The following is a 6,614-nucleotide window of genomic DNA, read 5'->3' as shown; positions in this document are numbered from 1 at the left end:
TGCCCCTGCATTTCTTACAAGCATTCTGCTTTTATTGCAAAAATGACACACAAGAATCCATAATGACAAACTTTATTTTATCAAGTGTAATATCTTAGTAGGACTCGTTTTGATAAAAACCTCTCAAAGAGGGAAAGTAAAAATGCATAATAATATATTTCAAACGTACATTTTATTTGATGTTATAGCTTAAGGCTAAAAGAGCTACAGATTCTAAAATATTTAGACTTTCACTCATTAATAGCTAATAAATCCCTAATAGGAAAAATTACAACTAAGCAAACAATCAAAAACCCCTTACTTTAAAGCAGCTTATTAAAAAACCTACCTCAAGTAAAGCACTTTTTAATATATATTTAATATATTAATATATTAATATAATACAGAGAAGCTCTTTTATACTTAATATATAAAGCAAAAACCCGTTTTCAATAAGAACCTAAAAATATTTTCCATACTCATGAAAGAGTTTCATTTAGGACTCATTATAGAAATCACGCGCAACGCAAACATAAAAGATTTAAAATGCTAACAACAAAACATTCAAAACCTATCTCTTACGCATTTCCTATTATTAAAATATGTCTTTTTTGTGTTCTTAAGTGTGTTTCTAAAGGTTTTTTTGGGGAGTTCATTATGAAGAAATTATATGCCATAAAACTTTCTCGTTTTTCTTTTGTTCAAATTCTTTCATTGGCTGTGGCAGTTACATTTGTATCGAATATTACCTCTGTTTTTTCAGCAAATCCTGATTTTAGAAATACATTTGTTGAAGGTTTAAAAAGTCCTGGTGTGTCTTATCCAAAAAGTATCGTCTTTGTCGCTGGTTTGAATGATTCTGATGACTATGCAAATTTTTTAGTCAAAACCTTGTCTGATGTCAGTGATTATAGTTCTGTTGTGAATGTTTTGGAGTCAAATAGTAGTATTGCATGGAAAGGTGTGTCAAGTATATTCAAAGCTGAAAATGTGAGTGATAAAAAAGCACAACAGTTCACAAGAAGTATTCATATGAATTCTATAGATGGTGTAGATTTTTCAAACTCTCCTGGTTTGTTAAGAACAGTATCGACCCAAAGAGCTGCAGCAAAAGGCAATGGTCATCCTCTGGAGCAGGGTTATAGTGCGAGTGCAAAAGGTTATGATGCTATTGCGTTAGGTCCATTGGCGGAAGCAAAACAAGATAGAAGTATTGCTATAGGTTTATCTTCTTACGCTAATGCTCATAATAGTATTGCGATTGGTTCTGCTCCAGACTATGCTACTGAAGAGCAAAGAACAACTGCTGGAGATGAAAAAGCAATTGCCATAGGTTTTCAAGCTAGAGCTTTCGGCAAATTTACAATAGCGTTGGGGGATTCTGCTGGCACTACGCGGGAAGATGCGGTTGCTATTGGTCACCATGCAAAAGTAGATATACACCAAGGTGTTGCAATAGGTGCCAATTCTTTAGTTTCTTTAGATGGTGGTGTTGCTATAGGAAGTAATTCTGTAGCTGATAGGGCTGCGGATATTTTGGGGTATGCTTCTTTGCAGCAGGGACCGGCAGTAAACACTGAAGTGCAATGGAAAAGTACGCAGGGTGCCGTTAGTGTTGGTAATCCTAGTAAGGGCATAACGCGGCAGATTATAGGTGTAGCAGCTGGTAGTGAACCTACTGATGCAGTAAATGTTATACAGTTAAAAGATTTAGAAAGTGTCGTAAGAAATGACGGTTGGAAACTATCTGTTGGGGGTAAGAATGGTAAAACCGTTATTATGGACAGTACGGTAGACTTTTCTGCTGGAAGTGCAAATCTTCAGGTTACAAAGGGCGATAAAGACAATAATGTAAAATTTGATCTAGCTAAGGAAATTGCAGTCAATAAAATAACTGCAGGAAGCAGTACCCTAGACGCAACAGGTTTAGTGATTGCCAATGGTCCGAAAATAACCACCGGTGGTATAGATGTTGGCAGTAAAAAGATAACAGGAGTGGCAACGGGTACTGAAAGCACCGATGCGGTGAATTTTGGACAGCTGAAGGAAATAAAAGAACAGGTAGCAACTAGTAGTTTCGTAAAACAAGATGCACAGACGAAGTTCATAACCATTGGTAAGGATACAGATGGCGATAAAATCACAATTGCCAATAAAGATAATAAAACCAGAATTCTTTCTGGTGTTGCATCTGGCACGAACGACACTGATGCCGTGAATGTTGCGCAGCTAAAAGCTCTAAAAAACTCTATAACTTCAAGTTGGGATCTCTCTGTTGAGGGTGCAGATACGACGAGTGTTAATTCAACTAGTCCAATGGATTTGGCAGCTGGAAGTAGCAACCTAAATATTACAAAAGGCAAAGAGGACAATAAGGTAAAATTTGATTTAGCAAAGGACATCACACTGGAGAGCGTAAAGGCAGGTACAAATACTTTAGACGAAACAGGCTTAGTGATTACAGGTGGTCCGAAAATAACAACTAGTGGTATTGATGCTGGCAATAAAGAGCTAAAAGGCGTTAAAGATGGGGCGCTCTCAGTAGGATCGACAGAAGCGGTAAATGGTTCACAACTTTTGGCAACAAATAATGAAATTGCTGATGTAAGAGACAGTATTCTTGTTAAGCAAGAAGAAGGGATGGCGTTAAGTCGCAGTCTCCGTGCTGAGGGATCAGGTGTTATCACCATTGGGAAAGGAACTGGTGGCACTGAAATCAGCATTCTGAATAAAGATAATGGGGCAAGGAAAATTTCCGGTCTATTAGGTGGCGATCTCAGTGCAAATTCAGATGAAGCAGTCACTGGTTCTCAGTTGTTTACTACAAATCAAAATGTTACAACTGTAACAAGTGATCTCAAAACAGTATCTGAGAATATAGCCAAATATTTTGGTGGTGGCGCTAAATATGAAAATGGCGCTTGGACTGCTCCTAAATTTACTGTTAAGTCCGTTAAGGATGATGGCGAAACAGAAAACAAAGAATATCCTGATGTAGCGGATGCACTTGCAGGAGTTGGAAGTTCTATCACGAATGTTCAGAATAAATTGACTGAACAGGTTAAAGATGTGATTATCAAAGTGGAAAGCGAGAGCTTTGTTCAGCAAGATAAGACAACGAGTCGTCTCACTATTGGTGCAAAAGTAGGTGGCACAGAAATCAATATTGCAAATGAAAGCGGTGCGGATCGGATAATTTCTGGTGTTGGGGAAGCAAAGAACAATAATGATGCTGTTAACAAAAGCCAGCTTGATAGCAATATCAAGAATGTTAATGATAATGTAACAAATAAGTTTAGCGAACTTACTAAAAACATAACGAATATTACTCAGCAAGTTAAAGGTGATGCTTTGTTATGGAACGATAAAGCTAATGCCTTTGTAGCACGTCATGAAAAGAGCAAAGAAGAAAAAGGCAGAGCCGTAAGGACACAAGACAACAGCAAAATTACGTTTCTTTTAGATGGTGATGTTTCTAAAGATTCAACGGATGCTGTCACGGGTGGACAGCTTTATTCGCTGAACGAACAACTTGCAACCTATTTTGGTGGTGGCGCAGGTTATGATGAGCAAGGAAAATGGACTGCTCCAAGTTTTAAGGTTAAGACAGTTAAGGATGATGGTAAATCTGAAGAGAAAACTTATAGCAATGTGGCGGATGCTTTGGCTGGAGTTGGTACTTCTGTTACGAATGTAAAAAATGAGATCAGCAAAGAGATTACGAATGTAGTGAGTGAAAGCCTTGTCAAGCAGGATAACGAAACGGCTCCTATCACTGTTGGTAAGGAGACAAATGGCACTGTAATCAATGTTGCAAACAAAAGCGGTGTGAAACGGGTTATTTCTGGTGTGAAAGATGCAGAACAAGACAATGATGCCGTTAACAAGGGTCAGCTTGATGCAAGTCTGAAGGAACTTGCTACCAGCCTTCAGTCAGAAGATTCAGCTGTTGTTCATTATGATAAAAAAGAGGGTGATAATGGTGGCATTGATTACACGAGTGTAACTTTAGGTAAAGGTAAGGATAAGGCAGCTGTAGGTTTGCATAATGTTGCTGATGGTCAGATTGCCAAGGGTTCACATGATGCGATTACGGGTGGACAGATTAATAAAATCGGTGAGGATGTAGCTAAGTTTTTAGGTGGAGAAGCATCCTTTAAAGATGGAGCTCTTACACAGCCAAGGTATAAATTATCGCATATTTCTGAAGATGGTCAGGTAAGCACGAGCGCCTTTGATGGTGTGGGTGGTGCGTTTGAAGGTCTTGATGATAATATCAAAAATGTGAATCAGCGTATTAAGGAAGTTTCAGAAGGAGTTGCACAAGATTCTTTGAATTGGAGTAATGAAGCCAATGCGTTTTTAGCTAAGCATGGAACGGAAGGAAGCAATAGCAAAATTACGTTTCTAGCAAATGGTGAGATTAGCGCTAAATCAACGGATGCTGTCACTGGTAATCAACTTTATTCAATGAATCAGACATTTGCGACGTATTTTGGTGGAGGTGCAGGTTATAATGAAAAGGGAGAATGGGTTGCACCTACCTTCAAGCTTAAAACTGTTAATTCTGATGGTAGTGCTGGTGAGGAAAAGGTTTACAATAGTGTATCGGAAGCATTTGCTGGAGTTGCGAGTTCTATCACGAATGTTCATAATGATGTAACTAATGTTGTCAGTGATAGCCTTATCAAGCAGGATGATGATACGAAGGTTATCACTATTGGTAAAGAAGTAGCAGGTACGGAAATAAGTCTTCTGGACGAAAAGGGCAAAGAACGGACGCTTTCAGGTATTAAGGCAGCAGAGAATGACAATGAAGCAGTCAATAAAGCGCAGCTTGATGCAAGTCTGAAGGATCTTTCTATCAGCCTTCAGTCTGATGATTCAGCTGTTGTTCACTACGATAAGCTGGCAGATGGTAAAACTGATTATAGCAGTGTGACTTTAGGTAAAGGTAAGGATGCAGGACTAGTTGCACTTCATAATATAGCGGATGGTACCATTGCTGAAAATTCACATGATGCGATTAATGGTAGTCAGATCAACACGATTTCTCAAGATGTTGCTAAGTTTTTAGGTGGTGATGCGGCGTTTAAAGATGGTAGCTTTACCAACCCTACTTATAAATTATCTCATGTTTCTGAGGAAGGAAAAGTAACAGACGGTTCTTATAACGATGTCGGTAGTGCTTTTACTGGACTTGATAAAAATATCAAGAATGTGAATCAGCGTATTAAAGAAGTTTCTGAAAGTGTAGCGCAGGATTCTTTGAACTGGAGCGAGGCAGATAGTGCCTTTGTAGCGATGCATGGAGAAGGTAAAGGCAAAAGCAATAGCAAATTGAAGTTTTTGTTAGATGGAGACGTTTTAAAGGGTTCGACAGAAGCAATAACCGGTAATCAGCTTTATTCGATGGGTAGTGCGCTTGCGACATATTTCGGTGGTGGTGCTAAGTATGAAAAAGGGGAGTGGTTTGCACCTACCTTCAAGCTTAAAACCGTCAATGGTGATGGTACTGAAATTGAAAAAAGCTATCAGAGTATAGCGGATGCATTTGCAGGTATTGCGAGTTCTATTACGAATGTTCATAATGATGTGACGAATGTTGTCAGTGATAGCCTTGTTAAGCAGGATAATGAAACTGCACCTATCACTGTTGGTAAAGAAACGAGCGGTACAGAAATTAATATTGCAAATAAGGATCAAGCAGATCGGACGCTTTCTGGTGTGAAGGCCGCAACGAAGAATAATGAAGCAGTTAACAAAGGTCAGCTTGATGAAAGTCTGAAGGAACTTTCTAATAATCTTCAGTCAGAAGATTCCATTGTTGTTCATTACGATAAAAAGGAAAAGGGTGAAACTGATTATACGAATATAACTTTAGGAAAAGGTAAGGATTCTTCCCCAGTTTCACTCCATAATGTTGCTGATGGTAAGATTATCAAGGATTCACATGATGTAATTACGGGTGGTCAGATCAATAAAATTGGTGAGGATATTGCTAAGTTCTTAGGTGGAGAATCCTCCTTTAAAGATGGCGCTCTTACACAGCCAACCTATAAATTATCCGAGGTTTCTGAAGAAGGTAAGGTAAAAGATAAATCGTATACTGGTGTTGGCACGGCTTTTTCAGGTCTTGATGAAAATATCAAGCATGTAAATCAGCGCATTAAAGAAGTATCAGAAGGTGTTGCACAGGATTCTTTAAATTGGAGTAGTGCTGAGGGTGCATTTTTAGCACAGCATGGGGAGAAAAAGGGAACAAAAACGAATAGCAAGATTAAATTTCTTGCAAATGGAGAGGTTTCTGAAAGCTCAACAGAAGCGATTACCGGCAATCAGCTTTATTCAATGAGTAACACTCTCGCGATATATTTAGGTGGTGGTGCTGGCTACGAGAATGGACAATGGAAAGCTCCCAATTTTGTTATCAAGAAAGTTGATGCAGCAGGCAAAGAAAGTGAGAAAAGCTATAATAGTGTAGCGGAAGCTCTTTCTGATATTAGTACTTCTGTTACGAATGTTCATAATGATGTGACCACTGTTGTCAGTGATAGCCTTGTCAAGCAGGATGAAGATACGAAGGTTATCAAGATTGGTGCTGAAAAAGAAGGTGCAGAAATCAGTTTTACCAA

At 38.6% G+C, this 6,614-nt stretch carries 1 pseudogene; it reads left to right on the top strand.

Features of this window, described 5'->3' with window-relative positions:
- Window positions 1–636 precede the first annotated feature (636 nt).
- A pseudogene (locus ACFIMW_RS08575) lies at window positions 637–6,614 on the top strand (hypothetical protein); the annotation flags it as partial.

This window comes from Bartonella sp. AC329YNZD (genome assembly GCF_042196685.1).
In the GTDB taxonomy this organism is placed as follows: Bacteria; Pseudomonadota; Alphaproteobacteria; order Rhizobiales; family Rhizobiaceae; genus Bartonella.
The sequence above is the reverse complement of the archived record's forward strand: the minus strand, read 5'-3'. Positions and strand labels throughout refer to the sequence as shown.